24 protein-coding genes and 2 pseudogenes are annotated in these 22,958 nt (G+C 65.4%); 9 read left to right on the top strand and 17 right to left on the bottom strand.

Features of this window, described 5'->3' with window-relative positions; translation table 11 throughout:
• Nucleotides 1-112 precede the first annotated feature (112 nt).
• The 4 genes from ACFXNW_RS18805 to ACFXNW_RS18820 all read right to left on the bottom strand — a co-directional run bounded on the left by ACFXNW_RS18805 (nucleotide 113) and on the right by ACFXNW_RS18820 (nucleotide 2,465).
• Complete coding sequence (locus tag ACFXNW_RS18805) at nucleotides 113-547, bottom strand: hypothetical protein (protein WP_379418981.1); 435 nt, start codon at nucleotides 545-547, stop codon at nucleotides 113-115.
• Nucleotides 548-649: 102 nt separating this feature from the next.
• A complete protein-coding gene (locus ACFXNW_RS18810; RefSeq protein WP_379418982.1) occupies nucleotides 650-874 on the bottom strand; it encodes a hypothetical protein in 225 nt (74 codons plus the stop codon).
• Nucleotides 871-1,527 carry an RNA polymerase sigma factor gene (locus ACFXNW_RS18815; protein ID WP_379418983.1) on the bottom strand — a complete coding sequence of 219 codons (657 nt, stop codon included), beginning with the start codon at nucleotides 1,525-1,527 and terminating at the stop codon, nucleotides 871-873. Before ACFXNW_RS18815 ends, ACFXNW_RS18810 begins: the two co-directional genes overlap by 4 nt.
• A 500-nt stretch (nucleotides 1,528-2,027) precedes the next feature.
• Entirely contained in the window at nucleotides 2,028-2,465 is a 438-nt protein-coding gene (locus tag ACFXNW_RS18820) for a VOC family protein (RefSeq protein ID WP_379418984.1), read from the bottom strand.
• 547 nt (nucleotides 2,466-3,012) lie between these two features.
• Between ACFXNW_RS18820 and ACFXNW_RS18825 the strand changes: the two genes are divergently transcribed.
• A complete protein-coding gene (locus ACFXNW_RS18825) occupies nucleotides 3,013-3,621 on the top strand; it encodes a hypothetical protein (RefSeq protein ID WP_379418985.1) in 609 nt (202 codons plus the stop codon).
• Nucleotides 3,621-5,153, top strand: coding sequence for a hypothetical protein (locus tag ACFXNW_RS18830; protein WP_379418986.1), 1,533 nt, complete (start codon nucleotides 3,621-3,623; stop codon nucleotides 5,151-5,153). Before ACFXNW_RS18825 ends, ACFXNW_RS18830 begins: the two co-directional genes overlap by 1 nt.
• Nucleotides 5,154-5,720: 567 nt before the next feature.
• Here ACFXNW_RS18830 and ACFXNW_RS18835 read toward each other — a convergent pair.
• From ACFXNW_RS18835 to ACFXNW_RS18845, 3 genes are all read right to left on the bottom strand, one after another.
• Complete coding sequence (locus ACFXNW_RS18835) at nucleotides 5,721-6,176, bottom strand: nitroreductase family deazaflavin-dependent oxidoreductase (protein ID WP_379419091.1); 456 nt, start codon at nucleotides 6,174-6,176, stop codon at nucleotides 5,721-5,723.
• Nucleotides 6,177-6,250: 74 nt separating this feature from the next.
• Nucleotides 6,251-7,291 (bottom strand): NAD-dependent epimerase/dehydratase family protein, encoded by a 1,041-nt coding sequence (locus tag ACFXNW_RS18840; RefSeq protein ID WP_379418987.1) that lies wholly within the window; start codon nucleotides 7,289-7,291, stop codon nucleotides 6,251-6,253.
• Between the two features lie 195 nt (nucleotides 7,292-7,486).
• On the bottom strand, nucleotides 7,487-8,563 hold the full coding sequence (locus tag ACFXNW_RS18845; RefSeq protein WP_379418988.1) for an NAD(P)/FAD-dependent oxidoreductase: 1,077 nt from the start codon (nucleotides 8,561-8,563) through the stop codon (nucleotides 7,487-7,489).
• A gap of 163 nt (nucleotides 8,564-8,726) precedes the next feature.
• On the opposite strand from ACFXNW_RS18845, the gene ACFXNW_RS18850 reads away from it, so the two are divergent.
• The 3 genes from ACFXNW_RS18850 to katG all read left to right on the top strand — a co-directional run bounded on the left by ACFXNW_RS18850 (nucleotide 8,727) and on the right by katG (nucleotide 12,440).
• Nucleotides 8,727-9,635, top strand: coding sequence for an RNA polymerase sigma-70 factor (locus tag ACFXNW_RS18850; RefSeq protein ID WP_379418989.1), 909 nt, complete (start codon nucleotides 8,727-8,729; stop codon nucleotides 9,633-9,635).
• A gap of 96 nt (nucleotides 9,636-9,731) precedes the next feature.
• Nucleotides 9,732-10,175 carry a Fur family transcriptional regulator gene (locus ACFXNW_RS18855; protein ID WP_379418990.1) on the top strand — a complete coding sequence of 148 codons (444 nt, stop codon included), beginning with the start codon at nucleotides 9,732-9,734 and terminating at the stop codon, nucleotides 10,173-10,175.
• 36 nt (nucleotides 10,176-10,211) lie between these two features.
• Nucleotides 10,212-12,440, top strand: coding sequence for a catalase/peroxidase HPI (katG, locus tag ACFXNW_RS18860; RefSeq protein WP_379418991.1), 2,229 nt, complete (start codon nucleotides 10,212-10,214; stop codon nucleotides 12,438-12,440).
• A 59-nt stretch (nucleotides 12,441-12,499) separates the two neighbouring features.
• Here katG and ACFXNW_RS18865 read toward each other — a convergent pair.
• Together ACFXNW_RS18865 and ACFXNW_RS18870 are read right to left on the bottom strand one after the other, a co-directional pair.
• Nucleotides 12,500-12,589 (bottom strand): annotated as a pseudogene (locus ACFXNW_RS18865) (nucleoside deaminase); the annotation flags it as partial.
• Between the two features lie 262 nt (nucleotides 12,590-12,851).
• A complete protein-coding gene (locus tag ACFXNW_RS18870; RefSeq protein ID WP_379418992.1) occupies nucleotides 12,852-13,499 on the bottom strand; it encodes a TetR/AcrR family transcriptional regulator in 648 nt (215 codons plus the stop codon).
• Between the two features lie 127 nt (nucleotides 13,500-13,626).
• Between ACFXNW_RS18870 and ACFXNW_RS18875 the strand changes: the two genes are divergently transcribed.
• A complete protein-coding gene (locus ACFXNW_RS18875) occupies nucleotides 13,627-13,821 on the top strand; it encodes a DUF5708 family protein (RefSeq protein WP_379418993.1) in 195 nt (64 codons plus the stop codon).
• Between the two features lie 42 nt (nucleotides 13,822-13,863).
• Here ACFXNW_RS18875 and ACFXNW_RS18880 read toward each other — a convergent pair whose 3' ends face one another.
• Nucleotides 13,864-14,427: a TetR/AcrR family transcriptional regulator gene (locus tag ACFXNW_RS18880; protein WP_379418994.1), complete on the bottom strand. Its 564-nt coding sequence runs from the start codon at nucleotides 14,425-14,427 to the stop codon at nucleotides 13,864-13,866.
• An 84-nt stretch (nucleotides 14,428-14,511) separates the two neighbouring features.
• Between ACFXNW_RS18880 and ACFXNW_RS18885 the strand changes: the two genes are divergently transcribed.
• Nucleotides 14,512-15,168 (top strand): lysophospholipid acyltransferase family protein, encoded by a 657-nt coding sequence (locus tag ACFXNW_RS18885; RefSeq protein WP_379418995.1) that lies wholly within the window; start codon nucleotides 14,512-14,514, stop codon nucleotides 15,166-15,168.
• Nucleotides 15,169-15,207: 39 nt separating this feature from the next.
• Here ACFXNW_RS18885 and ACFXNW_RS18890 read toward each other — a convergent pair.
• Nucleotides 15,208-15,693, bottom strand: a pseudogene (locus ACFXNW_RS18890) (zinc-binding dehydrogenase); the annotation flags it as partial.
• A gap of 131 nt (nucleotides 15,694-15,824) precedes the next feature.
• Here ACFXNW_RS18890 and ACFXNW_RS18895 point away from each other — a divergent pair.
• Entirely contained in the window at nucleotides 15,825-16,436 is a 612-nt protein-coding gene (locus ACFXNW_RS18895; protein ID WP_379418996.1) for a TetR/AcrR family transcriptional regulator, read from the top strand.
• Between the two features lie 13 nt (nucleotides 16,437-16,449).
• On the opposite strand, the gene ACFXNW_RS18900 is transcribed toward ACFXNW_RS18895, so the two are convergent.
• The 5 genes from ACFXNW_RS18900 to ACFXNW_RS18920 all read right to left on the bottom strand — a co-directional run bounded on the left by ACFXNW_RS18900 (nucleotide 16,450) and on the right by ACFXNW_RS18920 (nucleotide 20,931).
• On the bottom strand, nucleotides 16,450-17,028 hold the full coding sequence (locus ACFXNW_RS18900; protein WP_379418997.1) for a dihydrofolate reductase family protein: 579 nt from the start codon (nucleotides 17,026-17,028) through the stop codon (nucleotides 16,450-16,452).
• A 415-nt stretch (nucleotides 17,029-17,443) separates the two neighbouring features.
• Nucleotides 17,444-17,986: a hypothetical protein gene (locus ACFXNW_RS18905; RefSeq protein ID WP_379418998.1), complete on the bottom strand. Its 543-nt coding sequence runs from the start codon at nucleotides 17,984-17,986 to the stop codon at nucleotides 17,444-17,446.
• A 96-nt stretch (nucleotides 17,987-18,082) separates the two neighbouring features.
• Entirely contained in the window at nucleotides 18,083-18,601 is a 519-nt protein-coding gene (locus tag ACFXNW_RS18910) for a hypothetical protein (RefSeq protein ID WP_379418999.1), read from the bottom strand.
• A gap of 134 nt (nucleotides 18,602-18,735) precedes the next feature.
• Complete coding sequence (locus ACFXNW_RS18915) at nucleotides 18,736-20,223, bottom strand: S8 family serine peptidase (RefSeq protein ID WP_379419000.1); 1,488 nt, start codon at nucleotides 20,221-20,223, stop codon at nucleotides 18,736-18,738.
• Nucleotides 20,224-20,271: 48 nt separating this feature from the next.
• Nucleotides 20,272-20,931 carry an HdeD family acid-resistance protein gene (locus tag ACFXNW_RS18920; RefSeq protein ID WP_379419001.1) on the bottom strand — a complete coding sequence of 220 codons (660 nt, stop codon included), beginning with the start codon at nucleotides 20,929-20,931 and terminating at the stop codon, nucleotides 20,272-20,274.
• 130 nt (nucleotides 20,932-21,061) lie between these two features.
• On the opposite strand from ACFXNW_RS18920, the gene ACFXNW_RS18925 reads away from it, so the two are divergent.
• On the top strand, nucleotides 21,062-21,325 hold the full coding sequence (locus tag ACFXNW_RS18925) for a hypothetical protein (RefSeq protein ID WP_379419002.1): 264 nt from the start codon (nucleotides 21,062-21,064) through the stop codon (nucleotides 21,323-21,325).
• A gap of 83 nt (nucleotides 21,326-21,408) precedes the next feature.
• Here ACFXNW_RS18925 and ACFXNW_RS18930 read toward each other — a convergent pair whose 3' ends face one another.
• A complete protein-coding gene (locus tag ACFXNW_RS18930) occupies nucleotides 21,409-22,887 on the bottom strand; it encodes an FAD-dependent monooxygenase (protein ID WP_379419003.1) in 1,479 nt (492 codons plus the stop codon).
• Nucleotides 22,888-22,958 lie beyond the last annotated feature (71 nt).

Below are 22,958 nucleotides of genomic sequence, written 5' to 3' on the forward strand. Positions count from 1 at the left end.
ACTCGAATTCGGCGGCATCGGAGATGGATTCCGGCAGCATGCCCCACGAGTCGGGCCAGTCCTGTCTCGTTGCCGCCAGTCCGGCCGTACCAGCCCGCTCCGCGCCCAGGTGTCAGCGATTCCGCGTAGGCATTCCGTTCGGGTAGGCCCATGCCAGCCGGGCCAGCACGAGCGCTGCGGCCATCAGCCCGAAGTCACGCAACGCGATATCGCCGTACCCACCGACGATCAACAGGTTGACGATGATGCCGCCCAGCCATGCGGCAACCAGCGGCGCACCGAACCGCGGAACCACGAGTACGGCAATGCCCGCCACGATTTCGACGACGCCGACAACGTTCATCGCGGCCGCCGCATCACCAGGGACCAGATCGTTGAAGAAGTCGGCGAGATAGCGGGTCCAGTCGTCGGTGAGGACATTGACGAACTTGTCGAGCCCGAACAGGATCGGCAGGACACCGAAGCCGAGCCGCAGCGCCCAAAATGCCTGGTAACCGGGATCGGCGAGCGACGCCGCATGCCCGCTCCGGTCGGTGTGCACAGTCATCTATTTCTCCTTCGACATTGACGGTCCCACTGTTAGTGGCCGCGTCGGCGGAGGTCTTACCGGCCGAAGCAATATTCGCGCTCGGCGAGCAGATATTTATCGCTACGGTCCAGGACGCTGGTCGAGCAGTTCCTGCAGGGCCAGCGCCTCATCGGCACAGGCGCCACAACCGGCCAGATGCGTCTGCATCGCGAGATCCTCATACCCAGGCTCGTCGAGACGGCGTTCGACGTACTCATCGATCCGATCGAAGCAGTCGTCACAGGACAGATAAGGGCTCGTGTCGGCCAGCAACCCGGCGATCGAAGCCGTTGTCGGTTCGGTCATGAGGTGCTCCGGTCGGTGCGGGAATCGAGATGCCCGCTGTCGATGAGGGCGGCCCGCAGCCGACGGCGGGCATCGTGCAACGTTTTGTAGAGCGCATTGCGGGTGCTACCCAAACGGTCGGCCAACACGTCGATCGGCACCTGCTCCACCACCAACGCCACCAGGATGTGCCGCTGATGCGCGGTGAGTTCCCGGGCGATCGCAGTCTCGACCGCGCGAGCGAGATCGGTGGCGCCCGCCACGGCTTCCGGAGTGGCCGATCTGTCGGCGAGCGATGCCAGTGCGTCCGGTAACGGAATTTCACGGTGCCGCCATGCCTGGCGGCGTACGGCGACGCCGGCATGGAGGATCCCGAACTTGTAGACCCACGTGGTGAAACGACTGCGGCCCTGAAAGGTGGGGAGTTGGCGTAGCACGGCGACCACAGCGTCGTTGGCGCACTGCTGCGCCAAGTCCTCGAAATCGCCTGCACCCGCGCCGGGCAGCTGATCACGCAGCCGCCACACCTGGTGCCGGGTGGCCCGCAGCAACACCTCACGCAAACGCGCCACGGCGCGGCGCCCGGCAGGACCGTCGTCGGTCAGATCAGCCAGCCACTGCTCATCGCTCTGCGGGTGCACCACGCCGGAGGTCGTGGGGTTCACAGTGCTCACAGTAGCGGCTCCTGTGCGGGAATCGGCGCAAGGATGCGCACCGCCAGCTCCGGCGGACAGCCCATATCCACAAGCTGCAACAACGCATGCAGATCGAACCCAGGATCGGTGATCACGGAATCAGCCAACAGTGGCGGAAACCCGGACTCCACAAGCCAGCGCCTACGCCACTCCCGGACATCGGCCGAGAACCGGGGGACGTCTCCTCGAGTTGTCCGCGGCGGCAAATGATCGATCATGCACTGTTAGTGGCGCCCGCCGAGGGACTTCTTACCCGGGACGGATCGAACACCCACAACCTGCGGCCGGGAATCGCTCGTCAGCTGTTCCGCCACACCCGGGGTCCGGGAGCAATCCGCCCGATCCGGCGCTAAGGATTTACCGCAGATATTTGCATACTATATGTGGTAACTCCCGAGACGAACTGGCGCGATGGGGCCACGCGCTGCACCAGCTGCGACATTCCCGGCTGACGCACGCCGCGCCAGGCCCGCATCGGACTAATTCTTCTTCAGCTCCTGGGCGAGCATGACCAGAATGCCGCTGGGACCGCGGAGGTAGGTGAGCTTGTAGATGTCGGCATAGGTCGCGACGCCGCGCAGCGGATGGCAGCCGTGCCGGGCGGCTATCGTGAGAGCCTCGTCGAGGTCGTCGACCGAGAACGCGACGCGGTGCATGCCGATCTCGTTGGGCAGGGTGGGCTCGGTCTCGATCGCTTCGGGATGGATGTACTCGAAGAGCTCGAGCCGGCCGTGCCCGTCCGGCGTCTGGAGCATCGCGATCTTGGCGTGGTTGCCATCCAGGCCGACCGCGGTGTCTGTCCACTCGCCGCTGACGGTGTCACGGCCGACGACCGTGAGGCCGAGGTCGGTGAAGAACGCGATCGTCGCTTCGAGGTCGTGAACGGCGATGCCGATGTTCTCGAGTTTGATGTCCATGCGTCGCATGCTAATCCCGGTGTGCGACGAGTTTCCGGAGGCATCCCATGCCGTCGCGCTCGAGGCCGCTGGTGAGGTATCGAGGCGGCCCTCGCCGAGATTGGCTTGGACCTTGCCTTCGCGCCGATACGGTTCGTCGTCGGCCAGGCGCAGGATGTGCAGGGTTTGAAGATCCGCCCATAGTGCGCGATAACTTTGGCCCAACGGGGTTGGGTTCCCGTCTCGGGAGATCATGCGCGTGACGTCGTACGCGAACTCGCGCTGGATCTTCCAGGCGTGTTCGAGTTTCGTCTTCTCCCGCTGTCAACGCCGCTCGATGATTCGCGCGCTTAGCGCCGCATCGGGCGGATCTGCTCCTCGACCCCCCACCCGCGGACGGCCGGCGTAGCCGAAGACCAAACCTCCCCGCTCATCGCCTTCGAACTTCGTCGGGATGTCGGCGGCTTCCGAAACTCCGATACAGCGTTACATTCAATGTCTACATGTCATACTCGCCTGGCCCCGGCGACACGAGAGGTCAGGTACGCCGTTGACAGACAACGCCCAAGTGGCAGTTGAACTCCTCCGAGATGCGAGCCAGTTCAAGTGGTACGTGATCCCACTACTGCTGATCGTCATCTACATCTACTCCGTAGAAATCGAACGACGGAACTGGAACGTCCTGTTCGCCGGGCTCGCACTGTGGGGCATGGACTGGTTCAACGAAATCTGGAACGCCCTGGTCTTCCACGCCACCGGACGCGCACCCGTCTGGGCGGCCATCGGACCCACCGCGTACCAGATTCTCATCGGCCTCAATATCGAGATCTGCTTCATGTTCGCCATCATGGGCATCGCCGCGGCAAAAATGCTGCCGCCCCGCGACACCCGCATCTTCGGCATACCCAACCGACCCGTACTCATCGCCGCGAACTCCGCCGCCGCCGTCGGCGTCGAAGTGCTCCTCAACAAAGCCGGAGTACTGAGCTGGGAATGGTCGTGGTGGCAGCCGGGCTTCCCCTTCCTCATCTGGCTCATCGGCTACGTACCCTTCTTCGCCGTCTGCTTCCTCGTCCACGACCTGCCGACCGTGCGCGCCAAAGCCTGGACCGTCGGCGCGATCTTCGGCGTGAACGCCGCCGCACTCATCGCCTTCGGCGCGGCGGGGTGGTTGTGATGCGCGCTCACACCGCGCGCCGGACCGCGATCATTGCCGCCACCGGACTCGTCCTCGCCGGGATCGCCACCGATTCGGTAACCATCGCCGACCCCGGCTGCACCCTCGTGGGCACGGTCGGTACCCCGGAAGTGACCGTCGACGAATCGAGCGCGGGGTTGCAGGAATTCGCCCCGGCCGCCATCGACCTCCCCGACCAGATCTACTTCCGCACCACCACCGAGTCGTTCAACCGACGCTGGACCTTCGCCACCCGCGACGGCCTCGTCTACGTCAAAGAAGCCCCCGCCCACGGTGGTTGGCGCACTATCGCACTGCCCGGATGCCTCGCCGGCCGCGTCACCGGCGTCTCCGCCGACGACGACGAAGTAATGATGATCGACCGCGACGGCCGCTTCTTCACCATGGACCACGCCCTCAGCGCACCACGAGACTGGAACTGGAGCAGCCGCTACGGCGCACCCTTGTGGACAGGCCCCGGCAACACCCTGCCCGCCGACACCCGAACCTGGTCCTGGTCGGTGCTCTCACCCAACGAAGATCATGTGTGGCGCGACACCGCGGGCAACGACCACCCCGTCGGCGGTGCGAAAGTCTCCCACGTCTTCACCCTCACCCACGACGGTCACCGCATCCGCTACATCGACCCCTGGCTACCGGTGGACCACAGCTACGAGATGGCCACGCCGCATGCAGGCCGCTTCCAAGCCGTGGCGCTTTCTACCAGCGCGTCGACCTCACTGATCGTCAACCGGTTCGGCGACTTCTACACCCGCCTCTACGATTTCGACATCTCCGGCGCCGACAAGGTCTTCTTCCGCTACTCCTACGATGACCAGAGCCACCTACCCGAGGCCCCCGACATGCTGTCGGAACGCATCGACCCCCGCTACGCCGCAATCCAACTGCCCGCACCGGACTGGGTGCGCCAGCCGAAGGTGCCCGGTGAGATCACCGACCGAATCTCCATCCACCGCACCGGCCCCGGATCCTCGGCACGCGAGCTGCGCGTCGAAGGACGCGACGGCGGCCGAAACGGTTACTGGGTCAAACAACTCATCGACGAGTCCTGGACATTCGTCCACACCGATCAGCCGCTGGGCGGCACGCGGCTGGAGAATCCACCGACCGACCGCTCACTCGACACTCTGGCGGCTCCGTCGCCGTACAACTATGCCGGAGTCTCGCGGCATGGCTGGAGCGCACGGATAGACACCTTCGACGTCGCGGTCACTCCGACACCATTGCGCATACTTTTCGACGACGGCAACCAACTGGACCTGATCCTGCATACCGTCGATGGACTGCGCCAGACGCCGCAGCAGCCGGGAATTTCCGACCAGCCGCGCGGTTTCGACGGAACGATCGAACTACCCGCCGCTACACTCGCCGACCTGGACGGTCAACCCACCGCTGTTCGCGACTTCATCCGAGACCTCCTGGGCGCACACCGCTTCACTAGTACCTCCATCGAGGTCACCTCCACGGGATTCCATATGGCCCAACTGGATTTGACCATGGGTCGCGCCTGATCCGAGGACAAACCCACCCTCGGTCAATACGTCACTGTGACGTATTGACCGAGGGTGGTTCGATGCGCGAGGGGAGTGGTTGTCGGTGGCACGAGCCGGATTTCGCAGAATCGAGTCCCGCTCGACCGATATATACGCAAGCGCTGGGCATCCAGCCTTGGCAGCTTGCGCAGATCGGCATGGGATGCACCGGCGAGCAGAATTTTGCGACAGCTGACGCGGAAGCACGCGATCCGAATACGTAACGAGACGAGTGCCGACCTGACATAACGCTGACGCAGGATGGTCCGGTCGACCTCGAGCCGCAGTCCATGCACATACGCACCAACTGATAAGCGCATCGACTGATCCATGGCGCCTCAGAATCAGCTCCAGGGCCGTCGAATTGGAGCAGCTGGGCCTCGCGAGGCCCTCGATGAGACCCCTTCCAGCGCCGCCGTATAACTACCGATAATCAACATTACGTTAACCTAATGCCAGATCGGCATCCCCCGGAGTCGGCCGGCAACTCTGTGGGCCGAGGGTCTTCGGGCTGGGCGCGTTGCGCGATCCAACACTTCCGGCTCATCAGCGTGGCGTCAGTCGAAAGACTGGGATATGACGTCCGACCGCCGCTGTCTTGAATCGGTAGTCAGCCCAACCGGAATACACCTTCTCAGCGAGCGCGTACAACCGTTCATACTCGTCAGCGTCGGCGACTTCGGCCGCCACGAACGGCTCCCCACCCAGTCGGCATTCTGGGTGCGCGACCAGGTTGTAATACCACTGCGGGTGTTTCGCTCCTCCGTAATTGGACGCTATTGCTATCGCGTCGCGGCCATCATGGAAGTAGGTAATCTGCACCGCGCGCGGTAGACCCGACTGCGCTCCTGTCGTCTCGAGTGTTGCTGTCGGGATCACCACTGACCACGTCAGACGTCCTCCCGTAACCCGTTCCAACCAGGGATCACTGGGAGCAGCGATATGACGCGCGAAAGCCTGCCCCGCATGAGAGCGCCCGAAACGCTCGGAGAGCCTATACATCCGACCATGCCTCGTGGCCGGATCGACGTACCGTAGATGAGGCCCGGAGTTGCGCTTTGCCACCATCCTTATCCCTATGCCGTGTTCGAAGTTGTGACCAGGCGGCCTGCCTTATCGGGAGCCAAATGCCCCGCGTCGACCAGCCAGCGGATCGTGTCGCCGAAGGTTTCTTCGCCGGTGCGGAAACTCAGACCGGACTTCTGTACGAAGCGGCTCGAGTCTCCGGGCGACCACTGGGTGGTAAAAGCCATCGCCTCGGCGGAGATCTGGGTCTCGAACGGCACCAACTTCTTGACCAGATCGACGGTCGTGCCCATCGCCCGCAATAGCGACGGTGGTATCCGCGGGCTGAACAGGCGCCGCGCCAGCAACGTTTCGAGGCACTGGCACAACTCGGACCACGGATAGAAGTGGCCGCCGACGATGTAGCGCGTGTCTTCGTACTCCCCCGTGGCGGGATGCTCCAGCAACCAGCGATGCGCCGCCGCCAGATCACGGACGTCGACACCCTGGAAGCCCGTCGTCGTGCACGGCAGCATCTGGCTGACCCAGGTGACCAGTGCTCGGTTGACTGCGCTGAGCTTCGGATCGTCGGGCCCGATGACGCCGGCCGGATAGGTGATCTGCACCGGCATACCGGACTGCTGCAGCCCACGCACATATTTTTCGCTGTCGCGCTTGGAGCGCAGGTACGCATCGTGCACGTCGGCTAGCGGGGTCGACTCGTCGATGCGCGGCAGGTTCGGGTGAAACAGCGCGGCAAGGCTCGAGACGTAGAGCAGGTTGCGGATGTCGAGGGCGTGCGCGGCGCCGAGCACTGCTCTCATAGCGCCGACGTTGGTGTCGTAGGTTGTCCGGGCTTTCGTGGGGTCGAGCGATACGGCGGCTGCGGCGTGAAATACGGCATCGCAGCCGGTCATCGCCTGTTGGACGGCGCTTTGGTCGCGGATATCGACGGTGACGAAACTGTCGACCTGCTGTCCGCGAGTCTCGAACCAGTTCCGCGCTGCCTGTTCGTTTCGCACCAGCAACCGCAGCTCGTGGCCTGCTTCGAGCAGGGCAAGCGCGGTGTGGGCGCCGACGAAGCCCGTCGCGCCGGTAGCAAAGACCTTCATGGTGTGTCCGTCGAACGAAGAAGTCCTGGTATGGCCAGTCTCATCCGTTGGGGTCGCGTCGCTGCGAGTAGTCGTCTACTCGGTTTCGTGCCGACCGGGAGTTGATCGAGGCTCTGCCGTGTTCGGATGTCTTCGGACAACTCGCCGGGCACGGTGTGACCCCGCGCCCGGCGAGTCCTGAACTGCTCCCGTCGCTCAGCCGAGCCCGCCGCTGCGGGAGTTGAACTTTCCACCGCGGGAGGTCAGCTCCTTCAGCACGACTGCTGGGCGGCCGGTGAAATAGGTGCGGCGGAGGGTGTCGTCGCGGTGGGTGAGCTGGAGGACGGCGTCGTTGCGGCCGAGGGTGACGGCGCGCGCCACATATGACCACGAGTAAGGCTTGGGGTTTCGGCCGGTGATCATGCGGGCGACGGTCTCGGCGGCGTGGGTGCCTTGAGGTTGGGCGTTGTAGCAGGACATGCGGGATCCGGGGACGGCCGCGCAGTCCCCTGCGGCGACGATGCGTTCGTCGGTGATGCTGCGCAGGTACTCGTCGACGATGACGCGGCCGTTCAGGTCTGTGGCGAGGCCGCTGCGGGTGGCGAGTTCGGGGACGTCGGACACGATCGCCCACAGGGTGAGGTCGGAGGTCAGCGCTGTGCCCGATCGGAGCTGGACGACACCGTCGTATTCCCCTGTACCTGCGGTGACTTCGGTGACGTCGTCGTCGACGATATCGACGTGCAGGCGCTGCAATCCGCTGCGGACGCGTTCGTGGGCTCCCTCGGAGAAGCCGCCGGCCACAGAGGATCCGATGATCCGCACCCGGATGTCGGGGCGGGCCCCTGCTATTTCGGCCGCGGTTTCGATTCCGGTCGCGCCGCCGCCGATCACGGTGACGGTGCTGCCTTCTGGCAGGCCTGCCAGAGCCGTGCGGGCGCGTTCGGCTCCTTCCCAGATGCCGATCGGGACCGTCCCGGGCATGGGCGTGACGGTGCTGCCGACGGCCAGGACGGCGTAGTCGAAGTCGATTCGGGTGCCGTCGTCGAGGCCGAGGGTGCCGTCACCGATCTTGTCGACGGTGCCGAGGTGTGTGTTGATCCCGTCGCGCAGCATCGCGGTGAGCGGTGTGGCAGCCGTGCCGGAACCTGCGAGCTGCTGGTGCAGACGTACGCGTTCGACGAAGTCGGTGCGCGGGTTGATGAGGGTGATGTCGGCGGTTTTCACCTTGCGTGCGAGCCGGTTGGCCGCGAGGGTGCCTGCGTAGCCTGCGCCGATGACTGCGATCTTCATGTGCCGCTCCTTGTCGGTAATGGTCGGCATACGACGTCGGTGGTCCGGCTCGTGTGACATGGCGGGATCGGAATCACCGTCCGAACCGTCTCGGTGTCACAAACCGGCGGACACCGGCGTCTTGTGGGTGACACAGTCGAATGTGAGAAGACAGGAGCCGCTGATGACCAGCACGCCGCCGGGCAGCGACCGCGCAGATGCTGCGACCGAGGCCTTTCTGGCCCACCGCAACCTGCTGTTCACCGTCGCCTACGAGATGCTCGGTTCGGCCGCTGACGCCGAGGATGTGCTGCAGGAGACGTGGCTGCGGTGGGCGGGTGTCGACCTGGAGACGGTGCGCGATCGTCGGGCGTTCTTGGTGCGGATCACCACTCGGCAGGCGTTGTCGCGGTTGCGCACGCTGGGTCGTCGCCGGGAGTCGTATGTGGGTCCGTGGTTGCCTGAGCCGTTGCTGACTGCGCCGGATGTGGCTGAGGATGTGGAGTTGGCCGACAGTGTGTCGATGGCGATGCTGCTGGTGCTGGAGACGTTGACGCCGACCGAGCGGGCGGTGTTCGTGCTGCGTGAGGTGTTCGCGCTGGCCTATGACGAGATCGCCGATGCGGTGGACAAGAGTCCGGCGGCGGTCCGTCAGATCGCGCATCGCGCCCGCGAGCATGTCGCTGCGCGCCGTCCGCGCGGGGTGGTGTCGCCTGCGCAGACCCGCGGTGTGCTGGAGGCGTTCCAGCGTGCGGTGCAGACGGGTGATCTGCAGGGTTTGCTGGACATGTTGGCGCCGGATGCGGTGTTGCTCGGTGATGGTGGCGGGGTCAAGCAGGCGTTGCCGCGGCCGGTGGTGGGGGCGTTGCCGGTGGCGCGGTTGTTCGCGTTGACCTGGGATCGGGTGGGTGCTGCGGCGTCGTTCGAGATCGCGCAGGTCAATGGTCGTCCTGCGTTGATTTTGCGGCTGGATGGGGAGCTCGACAGTGTGATGGCGGTGCGGATCGACGACGGGCTGATCACGGGCCTGTATTCGGTGCGGAATCCGGAGAAGTTGTCGCGGATGGAGCGGGAGATCGCGGTGAGTCGCTGAGGGTGCAGGGCATGGTTTCGGGGCGGCGCGGCGGGTGGTGAATCGGGTTTCGCGAACCCCTCCCGGTCGAGACTTGAATGGGTCATACTTCGGAATGTGTCCACCACCTCGGACTTCGAGCGGATGCTTCGCGGGGCGTCGCTGCGGGTGACGGCTGCGCGGGTGGCTGTGCTGAGCGTGGTGCACCGCCATCCGCATGCCGATACCGATTCGATCCTCGGCCTGGTGCGCGGGATGCTCGGTTCGGTGTCTCATCAGGCCGTCTACGACGTGTTGCGTGCGTTGACGGCTGCGGGTCTGTTGCGTCGTATCCAGCCGATGGGGTCGGTGGCGCGCTACGAGACGCGGGTGGGTGACAACCACCATCACCTCGTGTGCCGGTCGTGCGGTGCGATCGCCGATGTGGAGTGCGCTGTCGGCGAGGCGCCGTGTCTGACCGCGTCCGATGACAACGGTTTTGTGCTCGATGAGGCCGAGGTCATTTATTGGGGTGTGTGCCCCGATTGTTCGTCATCGCCTCCTCTTACCCCACACCGGTGATCACAGCCCGATTCACCCCTTCCCGAAAGGAACGTCGTGTCAGACAAGCCGTCTACTTCTGAGCAACACACTGCGAGCGTCAGCGAAAGCGAGAGTCCAGCAATCCCCTCGCCTACTCCCAAGGCGAGTCGGCCGCGGTCTAATCGGGACTGGTGGCCGGATCAGGTGGATCTGCAGGTCTTGCACCAGCATTCGGAGTTGTCGAATCCGTTCGGCCCCGATTTCGACTATGCGCGTGAGTTCGCGTCGCTGGATGTCGAGGCGTTGAAGCGCGATGTCTTCGAGGTGATGACGACCTCTCAGGATTGGTGGCCTGCCGATTACGGTCACTATGGTCCGCTGTTCATCCGGATGAGCTGGCATGCGGCGGGCACGTATCGGATTGCCGATGGGCGCGGCGGTGGTGGTGAGGGGTCGCAGCGTTTCGCGCCGTTGAACAGCTGGCCCGATAACGCGAGTTTGGACAAGGCGCGCCGGTTGTTGTGGCCGATCAAGCAGAAGTACGGTCGCGCGTTGTCGTGGGCTGATCTGTTGGTGTTCGCCGGTAACTGTGCGTTGGAGTCGATGGGTTTCCGGACGTTCGGTTTCGCGTTCGGTCGAGATGACATCTGGGAGCCCGATCAGGTGTTCTGGGGTCCGGAGGACACGTGGCTCGGCGATGAGCGCTACAGCGGTGACCGTAACCTCGCCAAACCGTATGCGGCGGTGCAGATGGGTCTGATCTATGTGAATCCGGAGGGGCCCAACGGTGCCCCGGATCCGATTGCCGCCGCGCGCGATATTCGTGAGACGTTCGCCCGGATGGCGATGAACGATGTGGAGACCGCGGCGTTGATCGCGGGTGGTCACACGTTCGGTAAGACTCATGGTGCGGGTCCGGCGGAGGAGAATGTGGGTCCGGAGCCGGAGGCGGCGCCGTTGGAGAATCAGGGGCTGGGCTGGAAGAGCAGCTTCGGTTCCGGTGTCGGTGGGGATTCGATCACCAGTGGTTTGGAGGGGACGTGGACGCCCACTCCGACGCAGTGGGACAACTCGTTCTTGGAGACTCTGTACGGGCATGAGTGGGAGATGACCAAGAGCCCTGCTGGTGCGTGGCAGTGGATTCCGAAGGACGGTGCGTCGGCTGATGCGGTGCCGGATGCGCATGATCGGTCGAAGTCGCATCCGCCGGTGATGTTGACGACGGATCTTTCGTTGCGGCTGGATCCGGCATACGAGCGGATCACGCGTCGCTGGTTGGAGCATCCGGAGGAGTTGACCGAGGAGTTCGCGAAGGCCTGGTACAAGTTGCTGCACCGCGATATGGGGCCGGTGTCGCGGTATCTGGGTCCGTGGATTCCGGAGCCGCAGTTGTGGCAGGACCCGGTGCCGGAGGTGACCCATGAGCTGGTCGATGCCGACGATATCGCGTCGTTGAAGTCGCAGATCCTGTCATCGGGGCTGTCGGTGGCGCAGTTGGTGTCGACGGCGTGGGCGGCGTCGTCGTCGTTCCGTGGCACCGATAAGCGTGGTGGCGCCAACGGCGGGCGTATCCGGTTGGAGCCGCAGCGCGGTTGGGAGGTCAATGAGCCCGATGAGCTGGCGCAGGTGGTGCGGGTGCTCGAGGGTGTCCAGGAGTCGTTCAATTCCGGGCAGAGCGGCAACAAGCGGGTGTCGTTCGCTGATCTGGTGGTGCTCGGTGGTTGTGCTGCGATAGAGCAGGCGGCGAAGAACGCCGGGGTCGAGGTTCAGGTGCCGTTCGCGCCCGGGCGCTCCGATGCCACGCAGGAGCAGACCGATGTGGAGTCGTTCGCGGTGCTCGAGCCGAATGCCGATGGGTTCCGCAACTACTACGGCAGGGGCAACCTGCTCTCGGCGGAGTATCTGTTGATCGATAAGGCGAATCTGCTGGGTTTGACGGCTCCGGAGATGACGGTGCTGGTCGGTGGGCTGCGGATGCTCGGCGCGAACCACAAGCAGTCACAGCTGGGTGTGTTCAGTTCCGCGGCGGGACTGTTGACCAACGATTTCTTCGTGAATCTGCTGGATATGGGCACGAAGTGGGAGACCTCGCCTGCCGATGACGGCAGCTATGTGGGTAGCGACCGGGTCTCGGGTGCGCCAAAGTGGACTGCGAGCCGGGTCGATTTGGTGTTCGGTTCGAATTCGCAGTTGCGGGCGTTGGCGGAGGTGTATGCCACCGATGATGCGAAGCAGAAGTTCGTCGGCGATTTCGTTGCGGCATGGAACAAGGTGATGAATGCGGATCGGTTCGATCTGAAGTGATAGCAGGTCGGCGGCCGGTTCCCGGGCCGGTCGCCGACTCCCCCGCTGATCTCGCGTCAGTCTTTGACGATGACGGTGGCGAAGGGCCTGCCGCCCTCGGCGCCATTGCGGCGCGCGAGGTCGATGGCGTGTTGGGCGAAATCGGTCATGGGTTGTCCTCGTGGTGTGGTGGGCACCGATCACAGTCGGTGTGCGGTGGAGGACGGCCGGCGATCGCGTGGGGGCGTCTGGCGGGCCGCTCCGACTACATCCACGATGCGCGCCCTGTCGCGATAGAGTCCAGTACTTATTCCCCATGGAAACTATTAGCCACGCCTATGGGGTGTTCATAACAAACTCGTCAGGGGGTCGTGGGGCTGCCCGGTGGCCACCAGCGCGTGGCGACCCCAGGTCGACGCGCCGGCGACGATCTCAATGAGCACGGTGTTGAGCATGCGACGGGGCGCTGCGGTCTGCCCGCCTGGGGTGGACGGCCAGGTGCGCGTCGAGGGTCGCGATAGCGGTATCGGCGGGCAGACCGGCCGGGTCGGTCAGCATGCGCACCGATAACCCCTCGACCAGCGCGGACAGTAGGCGCGCCTCTAGTGCGGGATCAATCTCGGGGACGTATTCGCCGGATTCGATGCCGGATTCGATGGCCTCGATCAATTGTGCCTGGGTGCGTCGCTGATAGGCCGACTCGATCGCGGCGAGTTCGTCGGTAACGACGGCACGCGCGAGGAACGCGATCCATACCTTCACCAACCGCGCCCGCGCCGCGTCGACCGGAAGCCAATCCACCATGACTTCCCGCAGTGCCGTTGCCACGCCGTGCTCGTAGCTCACCTGCGCCGCGCGGTCGTCGAGCAGCTGTTCGACGTGCCTGAATGCGGCGATCAGCAACTCGTCCTTGGTACGGAAGTAGTACTGCACCTTCGCCGGGGACACCCCGACTTGCGCGGCGACCTCACGCACGCTCACCGCCTCCATTCCCCTGGTCGCCGCGAGTTCGAGGACGCCGTCCAATAGCTCGGCCCGCCGCAGCGCGTGCGCGTTGTCCGCCGCTATCGCTGCGCTCAATGGACTGACCTCCAGTTCGGGAACCATCGCGGCGGCGATGATCGGTGGCGTCGCCCAGGTGGCCTTTCGATTCGCCGTCCATACGATCGTACAGTACGGTCGTATGGACTACGTGGAGAGGTAAGGGATGAATTCAGGATTCAAGGCCGTGATCATGGGCGGCATCACCCTCGTTATCGGTTTCGTGCTGTGGCGATTCACCGGCGATGTCGAGACGCCGGTCGTCACGCTCACCAAGCTGGGCATCGTATTGATGGCCCTGGGTGGACTGGAGGTCCTCTACGGACTCTTCAAATCCGTCGGCGGCAAATCCGTCACGTAGGTTCTCGGGCTTGCGGGATACGGGGCTGTTGTAGCGTGCGAATCAGCCCGGAGTCCCGAGGTACTGGGCTACCGCACGCTCCACCAGGACTGACACCTCGGTGCCCGGGGCGATCGCCTCGTAGCTGCGGTTGGCCACGACGACAGCGATGCCGTGCAGATTCGTCCACAGGCTCAGGGCCCGCGCGCCGGTCGGGTCGGCAACGCACTCGGCAACGAGTCCCCGCCAGTGCCGGAACAGCGCAATGGTGACCGTCTCCCGCAGGTTCTCTCCTGCGCCCTCCAACAGGTCGTGCCGGAACATGAGCGTAAACATCTCGCGGCGGCGGGTCGCGAAGTCCACGTAGGCGAGGCAGGTGGCGATCAGGCGCTGGCGTGGCGAGTCCGCGTGTACCGCTTCGATTTCGGACCGGAGATCGGCGTAGCCGCAGACAGCGATGGCTGCGAGTAGAGCATTGTGGGTCGGAAAATGGCGGCGGGGCGCACCGTGGGACACCCCTGCTTCCCTGGCGATCGCCCGCAGACCCAGTTGTTGTGCTCCGACCTCCTCGAGCATCTGGACACCGACCGCCACAAGCCGGTCCCGTAGTGGTTCAACTGCGCTCATGACCCCATTCTCCCGCACTCTGTAGACAGTGCCTACGCGGATCGTGTAGACAGTGTCTGCACATCCGTTCTAGGGAGACACCTCATGTGGTACTGGGTACTGAAACATTTGCTGGCGGGTCCGGTGCTCTGGCTTCTTGGGCGACCGAGAGTGGATGGGCTGCAGCATGTTCCGGCTACCGGGCCGGTCATCGTCGCCGCCAACCACTTGGCTGTCGTGGACTCGCTGTACCTGTGTCTGACGTTGCCGCGGCGGGTCACTTTTATCGCCAAGCAGGAGTACTTCACCGACCGCGGCGTCCGGGGTCGAATCAATCGGTGGGTCATGACTGCCACCGGACAGGTGCCCGTCGATCGCAGCGGCGGCAACTCCGGGGCGGATTCGCTGGCAGCGGCGGTGCGGATCCTGGAGCAGGGCGGGGTCTGGGGTATTCACCCCGAGGGCACACGGTCGCCCGACGGGCGAATCTACCGGGGCCGCACCGGTGTCATCCGCGTGGCGATGCAGACCGGCGCGCCCGTGATCCCGGTCGTCCTGTCCGGAACAGATCGCGTGAATCCGCGTAATCGCCGCTTCCTGCGACCGGCGAAAGTGCATGTGTCCTTCGGTCGTCCGCGCTACTTCCTGCCCGCCGATCCGCAGGATGTACGCCGCGCAACCGATGAACTCATGGCCGACATGTCGCACCGGTCCGGTCGGCCCTATGTCGATTGCTACGCAGCAACGTTCCGAGCCGGGTAGTTCCGACCAGTCAACGGCAACCCTATGTCGCCGACATCCTCAGGGCACGATGACCGCGCGCCCACGGAGAGTTCCCGCGGCGAGGCGCCGATAGGCTTCGGGGCCGTCGTCGAGGGTGAACTGTTCGACGGCGATGTCGAGGACGCCTTCGTGGGCGAGGTCGATGAGTTCGATCAGTTCGCTGCGCGAGCCCCAGTACGGTGCGGTGACCGCCGCCTCGTACGGGCTGATACCGAATCCGACTCTGGCGGCAGACTTTCCGTCACCGAGCCCGACGATCGTCACGTCGGAACCTACGCCGGCCACGGCCATGGCGGTATCAACGGTCTGCTGATAGCCGACGAAGTCCAGCACCAGGCTCACCCCACCCGGTCCGGTGATCTTGCGGACGTTGTCACCGATCGGAACCAGGTGCCGCGCCGAATCGACGATCATGTATTCGGCGATCGCGCCCGGCGCACCGAGACCCGGCGGATAGATACCCAGTTCGGCCGCTCGCGAGCAGTAGCTCTCGGCGCCCTGTGCTGGTGGCGTCCACGATGCCACGCCGGATCGGCCGTGCGGTGGCAAATCGCCGCACGCCCATCCGGTGCCGGCGCCTGCGGCGAGTCCGATATCAGTAACCCATACATCCATGTACGAGATAGTGTGGTGGTATGTCGACCGTTTCCAGCCCGCGCCGGCGCGCGGACGCCGAACGCAACATCGCCCGGATCGTCGCCGCGGCACGGACCGCCCTCGGCAGCGATCCGGACGCGACCACCGACGAGATCGCCAAAGCCGCGGGCGTGGGGCGGATGACGCTGTACGGGCACTTCCGTACCCGTCCAGAACTGGTCGAGGCAGCGCTGGTCGAGGCGCTGCGGGTCGGCGAGGATGCGCTGGCTGCCGTCGATCTCACCGGAGACGCCCGCGACGCGTTGGCCAGGCTGCTCGACTCCAGTTGGACGCTGGTCGCCGAATCCGCGACATTGGCCACCGCCGCCCACGGTGTTCTACCGGCCGGACGCGTGCGCGAACTGCACGGTGCGGCGGCGGGGCGGATCCACGACCTGATCAGCCGTGGTCAGAGCCAAGGCGTGTTTCGCACCGACCTTCCGATCAGCTGGCTGGTCGACGTCGTGCACCACGTCTTGCACGGTGCCGCCGACGACATTCGGGCCGGCCGACTCGAGAAATCGGACGCCAACCACGTCGTCACGGCCACCGTGCAATCGATCCTCGCCGCCCCCACGTCGAACCCGCCTCGTCAGGTCACCACCACCTGAGCGCCTCGCAAGTTCAGGGATGGAGGGTGGGCAGGTAGGTGAGTTCTTGAATGTTGCCGTCGAGGGTGCGAGCCTCGATCAGTTCGAGGTCGAAGTCGGCCGCACCCTCGAAGATTCTGCCCAGGCCGGTTTTTCCGGTGATCACCGGAAACAACGTCACTTGGACACGATCGACCAGGCCCGCCGCCATCAACGCCCGGTTCATCGACAAGCTGCCATGCGAACGCAACGGCACCGTCGACTCCTGCTTCAGCCGCGTGACGACCTCGACCGCGTCACCGCCTGCGATGGTGGCATCCGGCCAATCGAGTGGCCCTTCCAGCGTGGACGACACCACCGTTGCCGGCATGTTCACCATTCGGGTCACCCACCGATCACGCACTTCGGAGTCCTCGGTACTCGCGGCCAGCATCTGCGCGAACAACCGATACGTATTCGCCCCGAGGACCATCCGCTGCTGCTCGCCGAACAACGCGAAGCGGTGGTCGAGTAACTCGGGACCTTGTTTGCCCCAATAGCCGGTCCAATCACCGCCGGCGGCGCCGAAGCCGTCGAGGCTGGAGAAGACGTCGAAGGTATAGGTCACGGTCATGATGCCCTCCTCGGGGCGGTCGTCTCATCAGTTGGTCGTCGCCCGCCGACGTGTTGTGCCGCGTACCCGGGGTGAACGGACTGGTTCGACATCGACACCCGATCGCGACGATTCGCCGGAGACAACTCAGTGCGCGTGCGCGTCGCGACACTCTCGCGGCCGTGCGAGCATCGCGGCGCGCGTCGTCATCTCCGCCTTCTCCGGAAATTCGTACTGCAATGTACGAGTAATTAGACTAACTCGTACATCAGTGTTCGACAAGAGCGATCCGCGCGCTGGGCAGGGTCGGGTACATGAGCTCGTTGAGGATCGTGAACGACCCGCGGGATACCCTGCTCGGTGTCGCACGAAAGCGTCGTGGTCACAAGGAAAATCGCTTCGCGTGGCCGGATAGGGAGCGGAATGGGAGACCGACCTACCAGACCAGCGTCAGGTGCGGGATCCGGACGCGACCGAAGAAGCGTTTGTCGATATCGCTGCCGTCGCGGTTGTAGCCGTTCATGATCTCGGCCAGTTCGTCGGCGAGTTCTTGGAGGGCGGGGCTGATGGTCGCGATGCCGTCCTCGTGCACCCATCCCCACTGGGGTGGGATGTTGTCGATGGTGACGTCGATGCAGCTGTGGTGAGGTGTGTCGACGGTGTAGGTGATCTGCGGTGGGGCGTCGCCGAGAGGGTCGCGCAGGGCCGGTTCGCCCGGGTGGGTGGCGCCGGGGGCGAAGGTGGCGCGCGCGAGGGTGATGTCGTCGCGGATCATGTCGGCGATGCGGTCGATATCGGCGTGGCGGCCGACGCGGTGGTGCCGGTTGCCGTAGGTGCGGTCACCGACGGGTTCGTGCCCGGCTCTGGCCAGTATCCGGTCCAGCATGCGCTGGGCGGTGGCGCGTTCACCGTCGCCGGTGTTGGGGTGCTCGATGAGCGCGCGCAAGCGGGAGATCCGCACGGTTGCACTGGTCGCCATCGTCGCAGGGTATCCGAACAGTTCTGGTCAGCGGCGGAGCGCTCTTCGGATGGCGAGTTCAGGGCGCGACAACCAGTCGCCTCGGTACACCGCGTATCAGCGGTGCACAACTGCCCGCGCGTCGCGAAGAAGTGCGGGTGCCACGCTGCGATGTTTGGCCGCGAGGGTATTCCAGAGGGGTTCGGCGAGCCACCGGTCGTAGCGGATCATCGTGGCCAGCCAGACCTGGGTGTCATCGACGCGGATGATCAGATTCCCCGTGAGCATCCAGGAGTGCGCCTCCAGAACCACCCAGTTCTCGCCGCTGCCCGCGATCGGCCAGCCGGCGATGTGGGTCGGTGAGCGCCGCGACGACAGTCGCAGGCCGAGCAGGACGCGCCAGATGAACTGTCCGGCAAGCCCTGCGACGTCGTCGAGGGCTGCGCGCGCCCACTGCTGCGGTGTTCCCGCCGATGCCGCGTCGGTGCGCAGGACGAACAGGTCGATGTAGTCGGGGTCGGTGATCGTGGACAGGGCACGAATGTCGGCGGGGATGTCGTGTTCCTGGAAGGCGTTCGAGCCGTCGTCGCGCCGATCGGCGGCTTCGACGTGGTCGGTGGGTGGCTGGCTGCCCATGATGTGGCCTCCTCGGCCCCGGTCGGCAATGCCGATTTATACGGTGGCGTACAGATGAAACTTAACCCATCCATACGCCACCGTATAGTTGATCCCGGTCACGTTATCGCAGCAGCACTATCCGCCCTCGACGGTCACGAATCCACAGTGGAATCTCCGATCAACCCGCGCACATCAGGCAGAGAACCGATGCGCTGGCCCACCGGCCGCCCCGGCGCCTCGGTCTGCGCAGAGCCGGTGGCGCGCAGCCGATCACGCAGCTGGGCCGGGGTGTGGCGGCCGGGCCCGGCGCCGAGCAGGCCTTGATAGCAGGCGAGGGCGCCGACCACGATGGGTGAGGCGCTGGAGGTGCCGCTGAAGGTGTCGGAGTACCAGAGGTCTTCGTCGGCGCCGCCCTGTAGATCGCCGTAGCCGGTGGTGGTGACCTCACGGCCCCAGCCCTGGGCGTCGAGGCGGGCGCCGTAGTTGGAGAAATCCAACCGCGAGCGGGCCGGACCGTGATCGCGGCCGTGGGTGCCCGGCGGTGGTGCGCCCGCTCCGACGATGATCGCCCCGGAGTCGGCGGCCCCGCCGCGGAACGGATTGCGCCACGAGGACGGGAACTGCGCGGGCTTGCTGTCGTAGATGGCCGCATCGAGGTCCTCACCTCCATTGCCCGCCGCTTCCACCACGACGACCCCGCGCCCGATCGCGTAGCGGATGGCAGCCCAATCGTCGGGCCACCATTCGATCGCGATGTATCCGCGCTGATCGGGGCGCCCGGTGAAGTTGTGGCGCGGTCCGGGACGATGCAACTCGATCAGCAGGATGTCACCCGCACCCAACGCGTCGGCCGCCGAACGGATCGCGGCCGCCGATCCCCCACCGCCGAACACCGACACCGCGCGGATCCCCGCTTCCGGGGCGATGCCGGTGACACCGAACCCGTTGACGTCGCCGCTGATCTGGCCCGCGACCGCGGTGCCGTGATTGCGCCACCCCGGATCCGGTGAGGGACTGCCACCGATGACCCCGCCCTGGTTGTCGAGCAGATCCTCATGGGTGAACCGCCAGGCGCCCTCGACATCGATGACACGGACCCCGGCGCCGCGCCCACCGGGACGCGTCCACGCCCACTGCGCGTTCACTCCCTCCGGTGCGGCGCCCAGATAGCCCTGCCGGGGCCCGAAATCCGGTGTCACCGCCGGTGGCTCGGTGAGGGTGCGGGCGGCGACATCGGCGACGGCGTTGCTGATAGGCGGCGCGAGCGGCGGTTCGGCCGGCGGTTTCACATACGCGGCCGCGACGGCATCGTCGGCACGTAACCGGTCGGCTTCGGCTTCCAGATCGTCCTCGACGCCGCGGACGGTGAAATAGTTCAGCAGCTCACCGCCGCCGGGTTCCTGCGCGGTGCCCGCCAGCCGATGTTCCAGGCGCCGCGCGGGCCCGAAGACCCGGGTCAGCGCCGCATTCGGTAGCAGCTCCCCCAGCCGGGTCTCGGCCGAGGTGTTCTCGCGCAGCGCGGCAGTGTCGATGGCGGTGGCGGTGCCGTGGGTGACGACGACCAGTTCGGCCGGGGTGTGTGGCGGCGGCCGGAAGCCGGTCGGCCCGAGCGAATTACGACGCTGATCTGGTGATCCCATGCGGCAAGTCAACCCGCTGCGCGGCCGGCCCGCCACCGGTTCGGCGATTCAGTGCCCGATGGCGTGTCCGCTGGTGGGTGGCATGACGATGGTGGTATCGGAGGCGGGCCGCTGCGGTGGTGGTGGCGCGGGCGCCGGTTCGATCTGCGGTGGCGCTTCGACGGGTGCCTTACGGGCGGTGAGGATCTCGGTGATACCGAGAGCGATCATGCAGCTACCGGCGGTGGCGGCCAGAATGTCGACCGAATCGAACGGCACGATCGCCACGATGATACCGACGGTCAGCGTGCACAGCCCGATGGCCTCCTGCACGCCGCGCCCGGGAGCCTCGTCCTCATCCCAGACCGCGGCGATCGCATGCACGACACCACGCACCGCCCAAGCCACCCCCAGCCACATCGCCACCAGCAGCACCCAGTTCCCGCTGCGGAACGCCAGCACCCCGAGCACGGCCGACACCGCACCCCCGACGAACATCAGCAGCCTCGGGAAACGCCCCAGCCGCGACCCGAAAGCGATCGTCAACTGCAGCACCGCCCCCGACAGCAGATACACACCCACCAGGGTCCCGATGGTCTCCACCGACTTGTCGGGCCACATCATCACCGTGACCCCCAACAGCACCGAGCAGATACCGATCACCAGGACCGTCTGCCGCACACCGCGACCCAACACCGACACCGGACCCGAATCCTCGTAGGTGGGCATAGCGACATGATATGGCCCATCCCTATCGATTGCCGAATAATTGCCACAATCCCTCGGTGTGGTTCCGGCAGGTGGTCCAGTGGGGCGCAGTATCTACTGCCGGCCCGGCACCGCGGGGTAGGTTGTCGCTGTGAAAGCCTCACCCGTGTCGATCGGAGCCATCGTCGGAGCCGTCGTCGGCACAGTGCTGTTGTCTCCGATCGCGGTCTACTACCTCGCTCCCGCTCTGGTGCTGTCCGCCACCGTGGCAGGGGAAGGACTGTTCACCGGAGCCCTCCTCGGCGCCTGTCTGCTCGCAGGTGCCCTCGCCGGCGCGTGCCTGGGCTCGGCGTTCGGTTGCACCATCGCCGCCGATCGCCGCAGCGGAGGCTTTCGCTGCGGCGGCAACGGGTGACAGGTCCGACTGGTGGCGTTCACATCGAAGAGTAGGCGGGTCTCGGCGACGATGCCGCTCATCGCGGTAAGGTCCCCCGACTGTCAGGCTTCTGCGCCTACCCAGACGGTGAGCGCCTCTGCCAAGCCGGGCGCGGTGGGTTCATCGGCCGCCCAGGCGACGTAGCCGTCGGGGCGCACGAGAACTGCGCTGGGTGTGCGGATATCGCCCACACCCGGGACGGCCCATGTGCCGGCTTGTCCGCGAGCGCAGACGACGTCGATCCGGTCAGCCCATCCGGGTACCGGCGCAACGTCGGTTCCGTTGAGCGCCAAAAGAACCGAGCGACCCACAGGTAGCAGTCGGCTCACTCGCGTGTCGCCGTCTGCGGTGCCGAGGTCGGCATCGGGTATGCGACGACCGGCCAGTGGGTGATCGCATGTGGTGTCGTAGCGGATGTCGAGGCCGGTGATCATGAGTCCGAGTCGTTGCCGAACCGCGTCCATGTCGATCAGGTCGCTCAGGATGTCGCGCAGTGCGTCGGTATGCGGGCCGGAGCGCATGAGTGCGGTCTGGGCGCGAGTGTTGTGCAGGACCCTGGCGGCGATCGGGTGGCGCTCGGTTTCGTAGGTATCCAGAAGTTCCTCGGATGCGCCGGCGTGCAACACTGCGGCCAGTTTCCAGCCGAGGTTGACCGCGTCCTGGATGCCCAGGTTTTGGCCCTGGCCACCTGCTGGATAGTGGATGTGGGCGGCGTCCCCGGCGAGGAAAACGCGGCCGAGGCGGTACTGTTCGGCGTGGCGGGCGGCGTCACCGTAATGGGTCACCCAGCGTGGCGTGTGCATGCCGAAATCGGTGCCCGCGATCTCGGCGAAATTCGCACGGAAGGCGTCGAAGGTCAATTCGGTGCTGCGATCGAGCACAAGGTCATGCCGTTGCACGACCAGCCGGTACCAGCCTGGCTCGAACTGCACTACCGAGAAATCACCGGCACCACTGCGGTGGGCGAAGAAGGGCTGCGCCGGAGGGTTGGACAGTTCGACGTCGGCGATCATTCCGGTGGCCGTGGCATCCGTTCCGGTGAAAGCGACCCCGGCCAGCTTGCGTACCGTGCTCCGCCCGCCGTCGCATCCGACGAGGTAATCGGCGCGGACTCGCCGAGGATTCGGTCCGCCGATCTCGACTTCGACGCCCGTGCGGTCCTGCCGGAATCCGGCAATCGGGGACGCCCAGTGCGTGGGCGCACCCAGCTCGGTGGCGTGCGTGTCGAGTTCGCGTTCGATCACCGACTGCAGGACGGCGAGCATGTACGGGTGGCGGGTGTCGAAATCGCTGAAGTCCAACGGTAGTCCGCCGAAGTGCCCGGCCTGGATGATGCGGCCTTGTGGCAACAGTCGGTCGAGAAGTCCACGCTGGCCGAGAACTTCCATGGTGCGGGCATGGATGCCCCCTGCTCGGGATTCGCCCGTGCGCGCCGCGAGTCCGTCGACCAGGACCACCTCGACTCCGCAGCGTCGCAGTTCGGCGGCCAGCATCAGCCCGGTCGGTCCGGCGCCGGCGATCACCACCTCTGTTGTCTCCATCCCATCCTCCTCAACAACGTTAAATCTTTAACGTTGTTGAGGTCACCAGAACATTGTTAAGCTGTCAAGGG

The organism is Nocardia sp. NPDC059180 (assembly GCF_042754945.1).
Lineage (GTDB): Bacteria > Actinomycetota > Actinomycetes > Mycobacteriales > Mycobacteriaceae > Nocardia.